This window comes from Chryseobacterium gallinarum (assembly GCF_001021975.1).
Taxonomy (GTDB): domain Bacteria; phylum Bacteroidota; class Bacteroidia; order Flavobacteriales; family Weeksellaceae; genus Chryseobacterium; species Chryseobacterium gallinarum.
In genome coordinates this window covers 1426234-1443185 of sequence record NZ_CP009928.1, presented here as the reverse complement: position 1 = coordinate 1443185, position 16952 = coordinate 1426234, and the positions used below count along the sequence as shown (strand labels likewise).

10 protein-coding genes are annotated in these 16952 nt (G+C 38.4%); 7 read left to right on the top strand and 3 right to left on the bottom strand.

The features are described 5' to 3' along the window. Nucleotides 1-98: 98 nt before the first annotated feature. The 3 genes from OK18_RS06445 to OK18_RS06435 form a co-directional block, all read right to left on the bottom strand. Nucleotides 99-2312, bottom strand: coding sequence for an outer membrane beta-barrel protein (locus OK18_RS06445; protein WP_053327490.1), 2214 nt, complete (start codon nucleotides 2310-2312; stop codon nucleotides 99-101). 221 nt (nucleotides 2313-2533) lie between these two features. After that, on the bottom strand, nucleotides 2534-4801 hold the full coding sequence (locus OK18_RS06440; protein ID WP_053327489.1) for an aconitate hydratase: 2268 nt from the start codon (nucleotides 4799-4801) through the stop codon (nucleotides 2534-2536). A gap of 48 nt (nucleotides 4802-4849) precedes the next feature. Next, nucleotides 4850-7630: a bifunctional aconitate hydratase 2/2-methylisocitrate dehydratase gene (locus OK18_RS06435; RefSeq protein ID WP_053327488.1), complete on the bottom strand. Its 2781-nt coding sequence runs from the start codon at nucleotides 7628-7630 to the stop codon at nucleotides 4850-4852. A 309-nt stretch (nucleotides 7631-7939) separates the two neighbouring features. Between OK18_RS06435 and OK18_RS06430 the strand changes: the two genes are divergently transcribed. The 7 genes from OK18_RS06430 (at nucleotide 7940) to OK18_RS06400 (ending at nucleotide 16950) form a co-directional block, all read left to right on the top strand. Next, nucleotides 7940-8710, top strand: a complete 771-nt coding sequence (locus tag OK18_RS06430) for a WG repeat-containing protein (protein ID WP_050019818.1) — start codon at nucleotides 7940-7942, stop codon at nucleotides 8708-8710. 299 nt (nucleotides 8711-9009) lie between these two features. Beyond that, nucleotides 9010-11130, top strand: a complete 2121-nt coding sequence (locus OK18_RS06425) for a TonB-dependent receptor (protein ID WP_053327487.1) — start codon at nucleotides 9010-9012, stop codon at nucleotides 11128-11130. A 191-nt stretch (nucleotides 11131-11321) separates the two neighbouring features. Next, the gene (locus tag OK18_RS06420) at nucleotides 11322-12062 is read left to right on the top strand and encodes a hypothetical protein (protein ID WP_050019773.1); all 741 of its coding nucleotides are present in this window, start codon (nucleotides 11322-11324) and stop codon (nucleotides 12060-12062) included. Next, the gene (locus OK18_RS06415; protein WP_050019772.1) at nucleotides 12050-12592 is read left to right on the top strand and encodes an acyl-CoA thioesterase; all 543 of its coding nucleotides are present in this window, start codon (nucleotides 12050-12052) and stop codon (nucleotides 12590-12592) included. The genes OK18_RS06420 and OK18_RS06415 overlap by 13 nt, the downstream gene beginning before the upstream one ends. 140 nt (nucleotides 12593-12732) lie before the next feature. Continuing rightward, nucleotides 12733-13662: a 2-hydroxyacid dehydrogenase gene (locus OK18_RS06410; protein ID WP_053327486.1), complete on the top strand. Its 930-nt coding sequence runs from the start codon at nucleotides 12733-12735 to the stop codon at nucleotides 13660-13662. A 224-nt stretch (nucleotides 13663-13886) separates the two neighbouring features. Next, nucleotides 13887-15149, top strand: coding sequence for a serine hydrolase domain-containing protein (locus tag OK18_RS06405; protein ID WP_053327485.1), 1263 nt, complete (start codon nucleotides 13887-13889; stop codon nucleotides 15147-15149). A gap of 25 nt (nucleotides 15150-15174) precedes the next feature. Continuing rightward, complete coding sequence (locus tag OK18_RS06400; RefSeq protein WP_053327484.1) at nucleotides 15175-16950, top strand: Ig-like domain-containing protein; 1776 nt, start codon at nucleotides 15175-15177, stop codon at nucleotides 16948-16950. The last annotated feature ends 2 nt before the right edge of the window (nucleotides 16951-16952 follow it).

Here is a 16952-nt window from a genome sequence, read left to right as displayed (position 1 = left end):
CCTTATAAAAATATTCCATTGGCTTTAGCCAAAAAATGTTTTCAATTTTTCAGAATAAAAGAAGGCAGTAAAAAATTATTACTGCCTTGTATTTTACATTATTGTCCTTGTTGCATTACTCCTCCGTTATCCTCTTTCTTCGTCTGGTTTAAGATATTTGGATCTTCCTTAGCCAGTTTATTCTTGGTAGGAATTTTATAATTGATGGAAATTCCGAAGTTTCTTGAATCATATTTGGACCTTAGCATCACACTTTCTCCTGAAGGGGGATTAGAACGTACCTGCATGACCTGTCCGTTGAAAATATCATTAGCAAAAACAGATACTGTAAGGCGATTGTTCATAAATTTCTTCGTCAATGTAATGTCTAAATTATTATTGAACGGTTTTTCTGCTGTAAAATAAAAGTAGCCTGCTTTAGGAGTAAGATAACTGTAATTAGCCGTCAGCTTGATATCTTTTGGAAGAAGCAATTGAGTCATGATATTGAAAATCCAGAACCCTTTATTGTTGAGGTTATCAATTTCGTGTTTCTGATATCCTGCATAGATGTACATAAAATTCATCTTATCAGGATTGAAGTTTGACTTCATGATTTCACTTATGGATTTGGTGAAAATCAAAAACGGAACAGGTAATCCAACATTGAAATTATGAATTCGCATATTGGAAATGTTAATCTGCTCGTTGTAAAGATTCTTACCATCTCTTCTGATGAGCTGCGCCACCTGGTTATTGGCAGAACTTACACTATATCCGATAAATGCGTAATCAAAAGCGGAAACTTTCAGCTCGTAATTATCAAAAATAGTGGGCTGAAGATTCGGGTTACCACTGATCTGGGTGTTAGGACCTGCAAAAGTAGTATTATTCGGGTTTAAGGCTGAAATGCTTGGTAAGCTGATCTTCCTGTTATAGTTGGCAGCAACATATACCTGGTTCATCAGGTTATACTGTACACTTGCATTGGGAAATAATTTGAATTTATTAAAAGGGATAAGATCTTTTTGTACAACAGTACCTAAACTATCCTTTCTGGTAATACCATAAATATCATAGTTTTCTGCTCTGGCTCCTAAAGTAAAATCAAATTTCTTCAATTTTGCCTGGAATTCCAGATAGGTGGAAGCCGTCTGTCTGTGGTATTCCAGGTTGGTAAGTCCCTTGCTTTCCGTATCATAATCCTGCCTTTCATATAAACCTCCGGCACTTACTTTACCTCCATCGAGCAGTTTTATCGGCTGTGAATAGTCTACTTTAAAGTTAGCCACCCTCATATCCGATTCATTGCTCAGAAGTCCGTTTATCCCGGGTTGGAAAAATACATCCCCACCATCTGTATAATATCCTGAACGATAGAAGTTATCCTGGGAAAACCTGCTGTTGGATTTTGTATAGCCCAGTTGAAAATCCAGTTTTTGAGATTTGTCTGCAAATCGCTTCTGATAGGTTACCACAGCTTCCTGTCTGAGAGAATTGGTACGGGCAGCATCAAAAGATTCAAATTGAGCTTCCCTATACGTTTTTGGAGGAGCTACAAGAATATCTGCTATCCCATTACTTGAAGTATAGTTGTCATTATTATTGTGATAAATATCGTAGTTCAATAGTAATCTGTCCTGACCAAGTTCAAAAGTGATCCCTGATTTTGCAAAATAACCTCTCCCGTAACGATCCGTATTGCTTTCCAACAGATTATCCTGCTGGGTATTCATCATGCTTTCACGATAATTCTGTCCCACATTCAGCTGCCATCCAAAATATTTATTCCTGGCATTCAAATTAATGGAATTGGTTGTTCTGCTTCTGTACTTATCATAGTTGCTAAACGAATAATTCCCGGAATAAGTAGCCGTTAAATATTTATTGGCGTTTTTATTCGTAATGATATTCATAATGGCTCCTCCGGATGTTGCAGGAAATTCTGCTCCTGGCTGGGTAATCACTTCAATCCTTTCTACGGAGTTGGCCGGCATTCCTTCAAGAAAAGAGTTCAGCTCATTGGAAGTGATATTTAAAGGTCTTCCGTTGAGATAAACATCCAGCATCTTTCCCTGATACATCATCCCGGCAATATCTGTAGCGACAAGCCCGGGAAGCTTTTTGATCCCTTCCAGAACATTGCCGTTATTAAGTTGAGGCTGTTCAGAGAAATCAAAAATAGTACGATCTGCTTTTTGTTCAACGGCTTTTTTAGTTTTGGTGATGACTACACCTTCAATTTGTTTCTCTTTAGACGTATTGTCCTCTTTTTTCTGTGAAAAAGCAAATACAGAACTCAAGAGTGACAAAGCGAATATAGTTTTTTTCATAATGTTTTTACTGATATCCGGTTAGACGCCAAAAAAGAAACTTTGTTACAAAAAAAGGTGTAATTTATTCTTTCATTGATGGAAATTCTATAAAATCAGGTTTTCGCTAAAGTCTTGGAATGATTATGAAAGTAAAGTGGACTAAAGCCCACTCCTATTGAATTTAAAAAAGACGACTTCAATTGAAGCCGCCTTTATATTAATCGATCTAACAATTAATCTTATTTTTCCTGTTGTTTAATCAAGTTCAGTGCAGAACCTGCTTTGAACCAGTCAATTTGCTGATCATTATAAGTATGGTTGGCCATGATGATATCTCTGGTCCCGTCTGTATGAATGAATTCTAAAGTCAGTTGTTTTCCAGGAGCAAACTGGTCAAGATCAAGGAAGTTCACTATGTCATCTTCCTGAATTTTGTCATAATCTGCCTCATTTGCAAATGTGATTCCCAACATCCCTTGCTTTTTAAGGTTGGTTTCATGGATTCTTGCAAATGATTTTACCAATACAGCTTTTACACCAAGATGTCTTGGTTCCATAGCAGCATGTTCTCTTGAAGAACCTTCACCATAATTTTGGTCTCCCACAACGATAGTAGGAATACCTGCGGCTTTATAAGCTCTTTGTACAGCAGGAACTTCACCGTATTCACCGGTTAATTCATTTTTAACTTTATTGGTTTCCATGTTGTAGGCATTTACTGCCCCGATCAACATGTTGTTTGAAATATTATCTAAATGACCTCTGTATTTCAACCATGGTCCTGCCATAGAAATATGGTCGGTAGTACATTTTCCGAAAGCTTTAATCAATACTCTTGCTCCTGTAATGTTTTTGCCATCCCAGGCCGGGAATTCTTCTAATAACTGAAGTCTGTCTGAAGTAGGGCTTACGTTCACAACAACATTGGAACCGTCCTCAGATGGAGCCTGATATCCGTTATCATCTACAGCAAATCCTTTTGCAGGAAGCTCGAACCCTTTAGGCTCGTCAAGTTTTACCTGTTCACCAGCTTCGTTGGTTAATGTATCTGTGATCGGGTTGAAATCTAATCTGCCGGAGATTGCCACAGCAGCTACCATTTCAGGAGATGCCACGAATGCATGGGTATTCGGGTTACCATCTGCTCTTTTGGCAAAGTTTCTGTTGAAGGAGTGGATAATAGAGTTTTTCTCTCCTTTTTCTGCACCCTCTCTGTCCCATTGTCCGATACATGGTCCACAAGCATTGGTAAAGATTCTTGCGTTTTCAAATTTTCTGAAAGAATTCAGGAAACCGTCTCTTTCTGCAGTGAATTTCACCTGCTCAGAACCCGGGTTGATTCCTAAAATTGCTTTAGGTTTTACACCTTTTGATACCGCATCTTCTACAATAGAAGCAGCTCTTGATAAATCCTCATAAGAAGAGTTGGTACAAGAACCGATAAGGGCCCATTCCACTTCTAACGGCCATCCGTTAGCTTCAGCTTTAGCCCTGAACTCAGCAACCGGTGTTGCCAGGTCCGGAGTAAAAGGTCCGTTTAAGTGCGGAGTCAGTTCAGAAAGATTAATCTCAATTAATTGATCAAAATATTGTTCAGGGTTGGCATATACTTCAGGGTCACCTGTTAAATGTTCGGCAATTTTATCAGCAGCATCTACCACATCCTGTCTTCCCGTTGCAGATAAATACCTTCTCATAGAATCATCATATCCGAAAGTAGAGGTGGTAGCCCCGATCTCAGCACCCATATTACAAATGGTACCTTTACCGGTTGCAGAAAGAGATTCTGCCCCTTCCCCGAAATATTCTACGATGCATCCTGTACCGCCTTTTACCGTAAGGATTCCTGCTACTTTTAAAATAACATCTTTAGCAGAAGTCCATCCGTTCATTTTACCGGTTAATTTAACCCCGATAAGCTTAGGCATTTTGAGCTCCCAGGGCATTCCTGCCATTACATCTACTGCATCAGCACCTCCTACACCAATAGCCACCATTCCCAGTCCGCCGGCATTTACGGTGTGAGAGTCAGTACCGATCATCATTCCACCCGGGAAAGCATAATTTTCCAATACAACCTGATGGATGATACCCGCTCCCGGCTTCCAGAATCCGATTCCGTATTTATCACATACAGAACTCAGGAAGTTGAAAACCTCAGAATTTTTGTTGATACCTTCCTGTAAATCTTTATCAGCACCTACTTTTGCCTGGATCAGGTGATCAGCATGAGCGGTAGAAGGAACAGCTACTTTAGCTTTTCCTGCCTGCATAAATTGCAAAAGTGCCATTTGTGCTGTTGCATCCTGCATGGCAACCCTGTCCGGTGCAAAATCTACGTAAGAGTTTCCTCTTTCATGTGCTTGTGTAGCATTTCCTTCCCAAAGGTGGGTGTAAAGGATTTTTTCTGAAAGGGTAAGAGGTTTTCCCACGATTTGTCTTGCCGCAGCAATTCTTTCAGGGTAGCGCTCATACACTTTTTTGATCATATCAATATCAAAAGTCATATCTCTTAGAATTAATGTTTATACATTTATGTTTATCGCAGTTGAATATTAGTGGCCTACCTGCACAAGCTCTTTAATAGGAGGTGCAAATTTTGTTAGGTCAATCCCTTCAACGGCTGCTTTATATTCATCAATATTAGGAATACGCCCGATAATAGCTGATAAAACAACTACCGGCGTTGAAGCTAATAAAGACTCTCCTTTTTTACGTTCGGAATCTTCAACAACTCTGCCCTGGAAAAGGCGGGTTGAAGTTGCCAATACCGTATCTCCCTTGGCTGCTTTTTCCTGGTTACCCATACAAAGGTTGCATCCGGGACGCTCAAGATACATTACATTTTTGTATTCTGTGCGGGCTTCACCTTTAGGAGCATTGTCATCAAATTCAAAACCGGAATATTTTTCTAGCAATTCCCAATCTCCTTCAGCCTTTAGTTCATCGATGATGTTGTAGGTTGGGGCAGCTACTACAAGCGGAGCACTGAATTCTACTTTTCCTTGTTGTTTTTCAAGGTTTCTAAGCATTTGGGAAACAATCTTAAGGTCTCCTTTGTGAACCATACATGATCCTACAAACCCAAGATCTACTTTTTTCTCACCACCATAGTAAGAAAGATCCCTGATGGTATCGTGGGTATATCTTTTGGAAACATCTTCGTTGTTTACATCCGGGTCAGCAATCATAGGTTCTATGATAGCGTCAAGGTCTACTACTACTTCAGCATAATATTTGGCGTTAGCATCCGGAGTAAGAGCCGGTTTTTCGCCAGATCTGATTTCAGCAATTCTCTTATCGGCTTTTTCAATAAGCCCTTTAAGAACCTGGTTTTTGTTATCCATGCCCTTGTCGATCATAATCTGGATTCTGCTTTTTGCGATCTCCAATGATTCGATCAAGGTGTTATCTTCAGAAATGTTGATAGAAGCTTTTGCCTTCATTTCCGCTGTCCAGTCTGTAAAGGTAAATGCCTGGTCCGCAGGAAGTGTTCCGATATGAACCTCAATGATCCTTCCCTGGAATACATTTTCTCCTCCAAATTGTTTTAGCATCTGAGCCTGGGTAGCATGAACTACATCACGGAAATCCATGTGTGGCTTCATCTCCCCTTTGAAGGTTACTTTTACAGATTCAGGAATTGGCATAGAAGCCTCTCCTGTAGCTAATGCAAGGGCTACCGTCCCGGAGTCAGCTCCGAAAGCTACTCCTTTAGACATTCTTGTATGGGAGTCACCACCAATGATGATTGCCCATTCGTCTACCGTGATATCGTTAAGAACTTTGTGGATAACATCCGTCATGGAATGATATTCTCCTTTCGGGTCACGCGCTGTGATCAGACCGAAATCGTTCATGAATTTCATAAGCTTAGGAATATTGGCCTGAGCTTTTTTATCCCAGACAGAAGCCGTGTGACATCCTGACTGGTAAGCACCGTCAACGGTTGGAGAAATTACTGTAGCTGCCATTGATTCAAGTTCTTGAGCCGTCATAAGACCTGTAGTGTCCTGTGAACCTACGATATTGACTTTTACACGGACGTCAGAACCGGCATGTAATACTTTTCCTGGTGTTATACCAACAGCATTCCTGTTAAAGATTTTTTCTACAGCTGTAAGACCTTGCCCTTCGTGGGAAATTTCTTTTGACGGAGCAAAAACAGCCGGAGCCTCAATGCCCAGAACCTGAGCAGCAAAGGTTTGGAGTTTTTTACCAAATACGATGGCGTAAGATCCGCCGGCTCTGATGAATTCCATCTTTTGAGGAGTAAAAGATTTCGTAAGGTCGATTAATTCTTTATCCCCGTTATATAATTTCTTCTTTTTAGTATTGATCGTTAAGACAGTTCCTGTAGCTACAGAATAAACCTGTTCAAGAACCGGATCCCCGTTTTCATTAAGAACCGGGTTTCCGGTTTCATCTACTTTCTTTACCCAGTTTTTAAGATCAATACCGATACCTCCGGTAACATCAACTGTTGTAAGGAAAATCGGCGAAATACCGTTGGTACCTCCTACGATCGGAGCAATATTAACGAATGGTACATATGGGCTGGCTTGTTTACCGGTCCATAAAGCTACATTGTTTACTCCTGACATTCTGGATGAACCTACACCCATCGTACCTTTTTCAGCAATAAGCATAACGCTTGCATCAGGATGTTGCACCTGTAAAGCTTTGATTTCTTCCTGTGCCTGAGGCGTAATCATACATTTACCGTGAAGCTCACGGTCAGATCTTGAGTGAGCCTGATTGCCGGGAGAAAGTAAATCTGTGGAGATGTCTCCTTCACCTGCGATATATGTTACGACTTTAATCTCTTCAGCTACTTCAGGAAGTTTCGTGAAAAACTCAGCCTTTGCATAACTTTCAAGGATCTCTTTTGCGATTTCGTTACCACTGTTGAAAGCTTCTTTCAAACGGTTGGTATCTGCTTCATAAAGGAATACCTGTGTCTTAAGAACTTTTGCCGCTTCCTGAGCAATGGCAGGATCGTTACCCAAAGCAAGATCCAACAATACTTCGATGGAAGGCCCCCCTTTCATATGGGATAATAATTCGAAGGCAAAAGCAGGAGATATTTCTTCTACTACGGATTCACCCAGAATGATCTCTTTTAAAAATTTAGCTTTTACACCTGCTGCACTTGTTGTTCCCGGCAGCGTGTTATAAATGAAGAATTTAAGAGAATCTGATCGGTCTGCATTTCCTGAATCTTTAATCTGCGCGATGATTTCGCTTAGCAATTCAGCACCATCAATTGGCTTTGGATGAAGCCCCTGGTTTTTTCTTTCTTCAATCTCTTTGATGTAATCCTTATAAATATTCATAATAGAAGTCTTTCTCTCTTAAAGGTAGATCTATAAAGCAGTTGTTGTTTTTTATTTTACTCTTTACCGGCTGTACAAATGGGCAACTGCCGGCGCTTATTCCCACATCCTGTAATGTGATAATAAACCGGGGTAAAGGCTGTATAATCTACACTTTTTTAAAAGTTTTAAATTTATTAAACAATTCGAAATGTTCCCCAAAATTACGAAATTTTACTATTTTATAAGAGTGAAATTATTTAGATTCTTTATAAATATGTATTTGATAATTTCTATTTTTGGCCGTAATTTTGCAGGCAAATGATGAATATGAAAAATATCCTGAAAGTTTTATGCGTTTTTATTCCGGTTTTCGTTTTCTCACAGACCAGATCTGTGAAAAAAATAACGGTTAAAAATACAACCAAAACTACAGTGAAAAAAGGGACCGTGGCTCCTAAGGCAAACCCTGATCTGGTAATAATCAACAAAGATCTTCCGGTGCTGATTCCAAAGAAAAAAGATGGGAAATTCGGGTATGTGAATCAAAGAGGAAAATTCATTATTCAACCGGAATATCATATTGCCGTATTTTTTTATGAAGATTGTAATCTCCTGAATTCTCCGAATGAAAAAATAAGAAAATTCGGGACGAAAGAATATGCAACGGTGGAAAAAGATATGATTTCATACCGGATTGATCATGCCGGAAAAAGAGTATATCAGTTCAAAGACTCTGATTTAGGGAAATGCAAGTTTGAAGAATACAAACAGCAACCGTTCCAGGCTTATATTTTGAATGGTTTTTACGGGATTATCGAAAAATCAAAATTTGTGAATGCTGCAGATTACAGGCAATATCAGATCTATCCTCAATATCAGTACTTATACATTATGGAGGGAGACGATGTCACAGATCCCATGATTGTAGCTTCCAACAATGATAAATTCGGAGTGATTGATGTGAATAACAAGATTATCATTCCTTTTGAATATTCCAATATTAAAAGAAATTTCAGCTGGAAATTAGGTAAAATGTTTGAAGTCACAAAAGACGGAACAAACTACTACTATATTGACGCGAATAATAAAACCTATTAAAGGTAAATACGGGTTATGATTAATAACTCATATTTTAATATCAGGTTTTTGTCTTATTGGCGACCGAATTCAGCCCCGATATCTCACATATTTTTTGTAATTTTGCGGCTGAAATAAAGGGGTGCTTTAACAGGCTGAGATTATACCCAATGAACCTGGAACGGGTAATGCTGTTTAGGGACATATTTAAAAATAACTGATAGATCGCGATAAAAGATCAGTGCATCAATTATCATTCATCATGTATCAATTATATTCATAATCACCCCTTTTATTCATTAAATTTTAAAATTTATAGAATGAAAGGTTTATTTTTTTTAGGACTTAGTGTAGGTTCTGTAGCTTTTATCCAGGCTCAAAATAAAGATTCGTTAAGCATCAGGGAAATTGAAACGGTCAATTTTACCAAAAGGCTTCCGGTGGCTAAAGAAGTCATCAATGTTCAGAAAGATTTAGACAGTAGAAATCTTGGGCAGGATCTTCCTGTTTTATTAAAAAATCAGACATCAGTTATTTCTACTTCAGACGCTGGAAATGGGGTGGGATATACAGGATTCAGAATTCGTGGAGTAGCCGGAAGGGGCATCAATGTAATGATGAATGGTGTTCCCTACAATGATTCTGAGAGCCAGGGAACATTTTTTGTCAATGTTCCGGACCTTACCAGCTCGGCATCACAAATTGTGATTCAGCGAGGGGTAGGGACTTCCAACAACGGAGTTTCTGCTTTTGGAGCAAGTATCAATGTGATTTCTAAAGAGCCCGAAGAGAAAATGTATTTCAAAACTGATGACAGCTATGGGTCTTTCAATACCTACAAATACTCTGCTGAGATGGGAAGCGGTAAGTTCTGGAAAAACAGGCTTTCAGTAATGGGACGGTATACCCATATTCAATCGGACGGATATATTGACAGGGCCTCCTCAAGACTGAACTCTTATAATTTCACTGCCTTATTTGAAGAAAAGAGAACGAAAATCCGGTTTATGGCTTTTGGAGGTAAGGAAAAGACTTATCAGGCCTGGAATGGAATTGACCGGAAAACATGGGAGACAGATCCGAAGTTTAATTATTCAGGAGCAATTTATGATGCAGACTGGAAGAATATTATAGGATTTTACAATAATGAAACGGATAATTACAGGCAAAACCATTATCAGTTGCTTTGGGAACAAGGTTTCAACGATAAATGGAGCCTGGAAACTACTCTGCATTACACCAAAGGGAAAGGATATTACGAAAATTATAAACAGGATGATCCCTTTGCCAGGTATAATTTACCCGATATAAATGTCAATGGGCAGATGACCAAATCATCTGATTTTATCAGGAAAAAATGGCTGAATAACGATTTTTACGGAATTGTTTCCACTCTTTATGGTAAACTTGAATCCGTTGACCTTAATTTTGGTGTGGTTGCCAATCAATACTATGGAAGGCATTTCGGAAATGTTACCGGCGTGTTTTTTCCACAAATTGATGAGCATGAATATTACAGAAACCGCTCTGTAAAAAATGAATTGGCTGCTTTTGCAAAAGCTTTATGGAGAGTAGGCGACCGTTTTGAATTGTTTGGGGATCTTCAGATCAGAAATATAGACTATGATACAAAGATCCTTACCGAAGGCGATGGGGAAGGAGGGAACCTTGATAAAAACTGGCTGTTTTTCAACCCGAAAGCAGGAATTAACTATAAAATAGGAAGTGGGAAAATTTTCCTTTCTTATGCCCATGCACAGAGGGAGCCAAACAGGGATGACCTCATGAGTGATAATAATGTAAAAGCGGAAAAACTCCATGACTTTGAAGCGGGTATTGAAAAGCAGTTCGGAATATTGTCCGTAACAGCGAATGTATACTATATGTATTACGTTAATCAGCTGGTTTTAAATGGTGAGCTTAATAACGTGGGAGCGTTCATCCGGACAAATTCCGGTAAAAGCTACAGAAGAGGAGTTGAAATTGGGGCATTGGCAAAACTTTCAAAACAATGGGAGTTGTCCGGAAACCTGAGTGTAAGTCAGAACAGGAATCTGGATTTTAATATTAATAACAAGAAGGAGATTAAAAATCTTGGAAATACCCAGATTTCATTTTCTCCGGATGTGATTGCCAACCTGGGAGTAAGATTCAGTCCTTCGGAGAGCTTCCAGTTTGCCCTGATGAATCAATACGTAGGTAAGCAGTATCTGGACAATACCGAAGATAAAAACCTTCAGCTTAAAGATTATTTTCTCACCGATTTTAATGCCCAGTACCAATTTAAAATAGCCAATAATGATATTGCACTGAAGTTGCTGGTGAATAACCTGTTCAATAAAAAGTATGTCAATAATGGAGCGGTTTATGACGGAGCTCCTTACTATTTTTCACAAGCAGGAACTAACTTTATGTTTGGAATCAGCTGGAAGATCCAATAATTGGCAACGGTAAAATGCAGAAGATACAAAAAGCTGGTTTACAAACCTGCACTTGTCGCTAAGCTTAAAAGAAGTTTAAACAAATGGATTCCTGTTTTTATTCGGAATCATCAAAAGACTGTTCCGGCAGTCTTTTTTTATAAAGGTTAAATATCTTAAAAGTCATGAAAAAGTTATAAATTTGCCACCAAATGAATATTTCAGCATACATTTTAGAATACTTGAAACAATTTGGAACTGCCACAGTTCCAGGTTTTGGTGTGTTTTCCCTGAAAAATTCCAAGGCAATTATTAACTCTGAAAACGGAAGTATTCTGCCTCCCGCAAGTGAGATCGATTTTACAATTGATTATGAAGTGAAATCAGAAGAACTGACGGCCTTCATTGCAGGTCAAAAGCAAATGTCTTTAGAAGCTTCCCGAAGTGATCTGAAAATTCAGACTGATTTCTGGAAGAAAAAACTGCAGGCAGAACAGGTTCTGGAAATTCAGAATCTTGGAACCATTTTCATGGAGGAAGGGCATTCCCATTTTAAAGGAAAAAGGGTAGAATCGGGCCGTCCTGATTTTTACGGGCTGGAAGAGATCCGGTTTTCGGATATCAATAACGGGGAAAAAGTAAATACTTCGGAAAACCGTGAAAAAGATTATAAGCTCAATAAATCGATTCTGTGGATATTCCTTTTAATAATTCCTGTTTTAGGAATTCTGTACTTTGTTTTTACTCAGAAAGAAACCCTTTTTGGAAAGAAATCCTTTAATGCTGTGCAAACTTCTACTCACAGAATTGAAAAGGATACCATCAAAGTAATGGTGCATGAAACCCCTGTTTCAGATTCTCTGAAAAAAGATTCATTAGTAAAGCCGGCTGTACAACAAAAGAAAACAGGTCCGGCTGTCCCAAACAACACTAAGAATAAATGGCAAAAGTAAAAAAAGCGTCAGAATCACTGACTATCATGACCAATATCGTTCTTCCGAACGAAACGAATTCTTTAAGAAACCTTTTTGGCGGTGAACTATTAGCAAAAATGGATCGTTGTGCGTCTATTTCTGCGGCAAGGCACTGTGAAAGAAGGGTGGTAACCGCGTCTGTAAATCACGTTTCTTTTAATCATCCGATTCCGGAAGGAGGAGTTGTCGTTTTGGAATCTAAAGTTTCCAGAGCATTTTCCACCTCTATGGAAGTATATGTGGATGTTTGGTCAGACGATCCGATCAATCAGAAGAAAATTCATACGAATTCCGGAATCTATACGTTCGTTGCGGTAGATGAATTCAACCGTCCGATTCCTATTCCTGAAATGATTCCCGAAACTGAAGAAGAAAAAGAACGCTATGCAGCAGCATTCCGTAGAAAAGAACTCTCATTAATTCTTTCCGGAAGGATGAAGCCGCTGGAATCTGTAGAGCTTAAGAAGCTTTTTCAGGAACCACAGGAGTCTAAGAAAGACAAAAAGTAAAAATTATTGTATAAGAATAAATGCTTTTAACTTTGCTGAGTGTTAATACCTCCGCGAGCTTAAAAGCATTTTATTTATAAATCTGTGGGAGAATCGTGTTGCAATAATCACAATTATTCAATTTCAAAATTTAAACAGAAATGAAAATCCTTCTTTTAGATAAAAACCATCCCCTTATTACCGAACAGCTTTTAGCAAAAAACTTTATTTTGGAGGAAGATTTCACGTCTTCTTACGATGAGGTTTGTCATAAGATTCAAAATTATGATGGCGTTATCATCAGAAGCAGAATCCCTTTAGATAAAAACTTTCTCGAAAAGGGAAGAAACCTGAAATTTATTGCCAGAGTAGGGGCCGGAATGGAGAATATTGATATTCCTGTAGCTGAAAAGCTGGGCATTCAACTGATTAATTCTCCTGAAGGAAATAGAGATTCTGTGGCAGAACATGTATTGGGAATGCTGCTGGTGATCATGAACAGGCTTTTTATTGCTTCCCAGGAAGTAAAGAACGGTATCTGGAAACGGGAGGAAAACAGGGGAGATGAATTACTGGGAAAAACCGTAGGACTGATTGGGTATGGAAATATGGGAAAAGCTACTGCAAAACGATTTTCTGGTTTCGGGTGTAAAGTGATTTTCCACGATATTCTTCCAGGGCTTTCTGATGAATTTGCTACCCAGGTCAGTGTAGAAGAATTGAAAAGGTCTGCAGACATTCTGAGTTTACATATTCCTTTAACTCCGGAAACCCACTACCTTATTGATGAAGCTTTTATTAATGGGATGAAAAGAGACTTTTATTTCATTAATACAGCAAGAGGGAAAAATGTTGAAACTAAAAGTTTAGTTAACGCGTTGAAATCAGGAAAGGTAAGAGGAGCCTGTCTGGATGTACTTGAATATGAAAAATCTTCCTTTGAAAATCTTGAAACAGAAAATGAAGACCTGAATTATTTGCTGCATTCTGAAAAAACAATTGTAACACCCCATATTGCCGGCTGGACACATCAGAGTAAAGAAAAACTGGCTCAGTTTATTGTAGATAAAATTGTAGCCTCTTACTGCTAGATAAATACTAAGCTGTATAAAATAATTGACGAAATAGAGCCAGAAAAATTAATGATATCTTTCTGGCTTTTTTGTTTAGTCCATTTTCTTCCAGGCGTTTCTTGTGTCTTTCCCTTTTGCAATTTCGCCTTTTCGCCTTTTTGTGTTAAATAATTCATAATATCCCTCTCATATTTACTATTTATTTTTGAGTTTTATTAAATTGCCGCTCATTTTTGAATCTCATGACGACGCGTAATTTTGTACTCATTGTAACTGTTTTTTTATCCCTTTTTTCCTGCAAAAAAAAATCTGAAGCTAAAGAAGTTTCAGCTGAAAATACTACCACTCTTCCCAATTATGGAAATGTAGATCTGGGAAACGTGTTTACGAAAGCTGACGGATATCTTTCAGATAAACAATCAATGGTAAGGTATATTGACCAGTATTATACGAAAATCTGGGAAGGAGGAGATCTGAGCGGAGGAATACTGGTTGCTAAAGGAGACGATATTTTGTTTGAAAACTATAGAGGCTTTGGAAGAGAAGGAAACCAAATGCCGATTGATAAAAATACACCGTTACATGTAGCTTCTGTATCGAAAACATTAACAGCAATGGCGATGATGAAGCTGGTAGAAGCCGGAAAAGTTAAACTCTCTGATCCGCTTACGCAATATTTTCCCGGATTTCCTTATCCTAATGTGACGGTTCAGACTTTATTGGATCAAAGGAGTGGACTTCCGAAATACGAATATTTTATTACCAAAATACAGCCTGCACCTGCAGAACTTGCCAAGCCTTTTATTACCAATCAGGATATCCTGAATATGATCATTCAATATAAGCCTGACCTGGCAAGAGATACAGACACAGGATTTATGTACTGTAATACCAATTTTGCCCTGCTGGCGTTGTTGATTGAAAAAATAACAAAGATCCCTTTTCCACAAGCTATGAAGGAAATGATCTTTACTCCGCTGAAAATGAACAACAGTTACATCTTTCAGGAAAAGGATATTCCGACAGCTTCACAGTCATTTTATTATGGTGGGAACAGGTTATATCCGCTGGACAGATTGGATCTTATTTACGGGGATAAAAATGTGTATACAACCCCCAGGGATTTATACAATTTTTCAAAGGCTATGTTTTCAAAGGATTTCTTAAAGCCGGAACTGATGCAGATGGTATTTACCCCTTATAGTAATGAAAAAGCCGGTATGAACAATTATGGATTAGGGTTTAGAATGAAAATATTTGATAACGGTGAAAAGCTGACCTATCATAACGGATGGTGGCACGGGACCAATTCAGTATTTGCACACCTTCTAAAATCAAAAGTGACGATTGTTGCCATTGGAAACAAATATTCCAACAAAGTATATACAGCCCTTGCTTTGTCCGGATTGTTTGAAGATTTCCCTTTACAAAAAGAAAAACTTCATTCCGTGATGAATGACAATAAAGATACTTTGAATTCAGGACACGAAGTTTTTGGAGAATAATGTTTACTTTTGTTCAAACATTTTCATGAAAAGGTTTCTTTTATTACTGGTTATCTGTTTTCTTGTGCATTCCTGTGCGAGAGTAGGCTCTCCTGTAGGAGGTCCGAAAGATACATTAGCTCCAAGATTTTTAAGTTCTAATATTGACACCACCAGGGTCAATGTAAAAAGAGATATCCGCGAACTCCGGCTGGATTTTGATGAATATGTTACCTTGAAGGATATCAATAAAAACCTGATCATATCCCCGCCGATCAAAAATATCAAAAGGATTCTTCCGTCAGGGATTGCCAACAAATTCGTATTGATTCAGTGGACGGATACCTTACAGGCAAACACAACATACAATTTCAACTTCGGAAACTCAATAGTGGATAACAATGAGTCTAACCCGTTGCGGTATTTCAATTTTGCATTTTCTACAGGAGAGAAATTAGATGATCTGTACATCAGCGGTGAAGTGAAAGATGTCTTAGATATTAAAAGCAAAACCGGAACCACAGACAACAAACTGGTGGTGGGCCTGTATCAGGCAAAAGATACCATAAACTATAAACAAAAGCCTTATTATATCACTAAGGTGGATGATGACGGGTATTATGAAATGAACTACCTTACACCGGGAAAATATAAAATCATCGCCTTTGAAGATGAAAACGGAAATTCCATCTATGATCCGGGAAAGGAAAAAATAGGATTTAAAAAAGAGCCGATAGATGTGGAGAAATCTATTTCGGGACTGAACTTGAAAGTTTATCCGTCCAAAAAGCCTTTGAAGTATGCAGAAATGAAGGAAATAGCCGGGGGAGTCCTGATGACATTCGAAGGGAATCCTTCTGAAGTAAAGGTAGAATCATTAAATGACAAGCTCAAAGATATCAAAGTAACCCATACCCCAAAATCCGATTCAGTAAGAATCTGGTTTGATGCAGTGAAAAATAATGTAGGGCAGGAGTCTGCGGAAAAACTGGTTTTCAGCCACAATATTGGTCCGAAAAAAGATACGGTGTATAGTGTTTCTCTTTTCTATAAATACAATAAGAAAAACACGATGACCATCAGCAGTGATAATGGAGGAGGTTCACTGGCCCCGAAATCCGATTTTAAAATTACTTCCAATTATTTCATTGATAAAATAGACCCTGCAAGCTGGAGATTAACGGTAAAAGGAGATAGTTTGACAACTATACCGTTTACAGCGAAAATTTCAGAGACCAATCCTTATCAGATACTGGTACAGTCTGATTTTGTTTCAGGGAAAAATTATCAGCTTTTAGTTCCGAGTAAAACGGTTTCTTCTTTTTATGAAAAAACCTCGGCTCCTCATCGTTTTGATTTCGATGTAGCCAAAATTGACGAATTTGGCAGCCTTGCGTTCAAGCTTCAAAATGCTCCTGTTGCCAAATACTGGATACAGCTGCTTGATTCTTCAGGAAAAGTGATTTATCAGAAATATACGGAAGGAGACAGTGTGAAATTTGATATCCTGAAACCGGAAGAATATATTGTCAGAATACTGGTTGATAATAATGGGAATAAATATTGGGATGAGGCAGACTTTGTCAATGAAACGTTTGCTGAAGATGCTTATATTTTCTATAAAAAAGTAATAGTGAGGGGATTGTGGGAAACCAATGAAGAATGGGATCTGAATGATACCAGGACATTGGATAACCCTAAAGGGACTTTACCTGCAACACCGCCACCGGCAATCCCTGCCACCGGTCAGAAAGATGAGGTGAAGCAGGAAGTAAAAAAGGAGCTGAAATCTGATAATGCAATTTTAACACCGGTAAAATAAGC

Excerpts from the sequence above, each read along its gene's own strand:
- OK18_RS06445 (WP_053327490.1), bottom strand. The coding sequence starts at position 2,312 with ATGAAAAAAACTATATTCGCTTTGTCACTCTTGAGTTCTGTATTTGCT.
- OK18_RS06400 (WP_053327484.1), top strand. The coding sequence starts at position 15,175 with ATGAAAAGGTTTCTTTTATTACTGGTTATCTGTTTTCTTGTGCATTCC.
- OK18_RS06405 (WP_053327485.1), top strand. The coding sequence starts at position 13,887 with ATGACGACGCGTAATTTTGTACTCATTGTAACTGTTTTTTTATCCCTT.
- OK18_RS06425 (WP_053327487.1), top strand. The coding sequence starts at position 9,010 with ATGAAAGGTTTATTTTTTTTAGGACTTAGTGTAGGTTCTGTAGCTTTT.
- OK18_RS06430 (WP_050019818.1), top strand. The coding sequence starts at position 7,940 with ATGAAAAATATCCTGAAAGTTTTATGCGTTTTTATTCCGGTTTTCGTT.
- OK18_RS06420 (WP_050019773.1), top strand. The coding sequence starts at position 11,322 with ATGAATATTTCAGCATACATTTTAGAATACTTGAAACAATTTGGAACT.
- OK18_RS06435 (WP_053327488.1), bottom strand. The coding sequence starts at position 7,630 with ATGAATATTTATAAGGATTACATCAAAGAGATTGAAGAAAGAAAAAAC.
- OK18_RS06410 (WP_053327486.1), top strand. The coding sequence starts at position 12,733 with ATGAAAATCCTTCTTTTAGATAAAAACCATCCCCTTATTACCGAACAG.
- OK18_RS06415 (WP_050019772.1), top strand. The coding sequence starts at position 12,050 with ATGGCAAAAGTAAAAAAAGCGTCAGAATCACTGACTATCATGACCAAT.
- OK18_RS06440 (WP_053327489.1), bottom strand. The coding sequence starts at position 4,801 with ATGACTTTTGATATTGATATGATCAAAAAAGTGTATGAGCGCTACCCT.